The organism is Bacillus sp. M6-12, assembly GCF_002860285.1.
Lineage (GTDB): Bacteria > Bacillota > Bacilli > Bacillales > DSM-1321 > Peribacillus.
The window spans coordinates 1-1,643 of record NZ_PGVF01000041.1; the positions used below are offsets into that span (position 1 = coordinate 1).

1 protein-coding gene is annotated in these 1,643 nt (G+C 42.5%); it reads left to right on the plus strand.

The genetic code is table 11. The features are described from left to right. Positions 1-75 precede the first annotated feature (75 nt). On the plus strand, positions 76-1,643 hold a 1,568-nt coding region (gene thrS / locus CVD28_RS27405; RefSeq protein WP_101597819.1), incomplete at its 3' end, for a threonine--tRNA ligase.

Consider the following 1,643-nt stretch of genomic DNA (forward strand, 5'->3'; position numbering starts at 1 on the left):
GAACCACGAGCTCAAGCCTCGTCCCTTTAGGGATGAGGCTTTTTTGCGTTCAAAAAAAGAAAGGGAGTCATACACATGCCAGAAAATATTCATTTAACATTTCCAGATGGTGCAGTAAAAGAATTCGAGGATGGCGTAACAACAGATGAAATTGCGGGCTCCATCAGTCCCGGATTGCGTAAGAGCGCATTGGCGGGAAAAATTGGAGATCAGCTGATCGATTTGAAATCACCAATTCATACAGATGGAGATATTAGTATCATTACTCCAACATCAGATGAAGCATTGGAAATTCTGCGCCATAGTACGGCCCACCTTTTGGCACAAGCCGTTAAACGCAAATTCCCGGATGCGAAACTAGGAATAGGACCTACTATCGAAAATGGATTCTATTATGATATCGATTCACCTACACCGATCACTGCAGAAGACTTACCCGAATTAGAAAAGGAAATGAAACGCATCATTGGCGAAAACTTGCCGATCATTCGTCACGATGTATCCCGTGCAGAAGCCGAAAAACGCTTCAAAGAAATTGACGATGAATACAAATTGGAACTTCTTGAAGCCATTCCTGAAGATCAACAAGTATCTATCTATGAACAAGGTGAATTTTTCGACTTATGCCGTGGTATCCACGTCCCATCTACAGGTAAACTGAAAGAATTTAAACTGTTAAGCATTGCAGGCGCTTATTGGAGAGGGAACTCTGATAACAAAATGCTTCAACGTATCTACGGAACAGCTTTCTTCAAAAAAGACGAGCTAAAAGAACACTTGCGTATGCTCGAAGAAGCGAAAGAACGTGATCACCGAAAAATCGGTAAAGAACTGAATCTCTTCACGAATTCACAAAAAGTTGGACAAGGTCTTCCACTCTGGTTGCCAAAAGGCGCTACAATTCGACGCGTAGTAGAGCGTTATATTGTGGATAAAGAAGAAAGACTAGGCTATCAGCACGTCTATACTCCAGTACTTGGAAGTGTAGAACTCTACAAAACTTCAGGTCACTGGGATCACTATCAAGATGGCATGTTCCCAACAATGAGTATGGACAACGAAGATCTCGTTTTACGTCCAATGAACTGTCCTCACCACATGATGATTTACAAAAATGGCATTCATTCGTACCGTAACTTGCCACTTCGTTTGGCAGAACTCGGCACGATGCACCGTTATGAAATGTCCGGTGCACTTTCAGGTCTTCAACGTGTTCGTGGAATGACATTGAATGATGCACATATCTTCGTGCGTCCTGATCAGATTAAAGAAGAGTTTAAACGTGTCGTCATGTTGATCATCGAAGTGTACAAAGACTTCAATATTAAAGATTATTCATTCCGTCTATCGTATCGCGATCCTGAAGATACAACGAAATATTTTGATGACGATGAAATGTGGGAACGCGCACAAGCTATGTTAAAAGAAGCGATGGATGAGATGGGGCTTCCGTATACAGAAGAAGAAGGCGAGGCAGCATTCTACGGTCCGAAATTGGATGTACAAGTAAAAACAGCGATTGGAATGGAAGAAACACTTTCCACTGCACAACTGGACTTCTTATTACCTGAGCGCTTCGACCTTACGTATATCGGAGAAGACGGCAAGCAACATCGTCCAGTCGTCATTCACAGAGGTGTCGT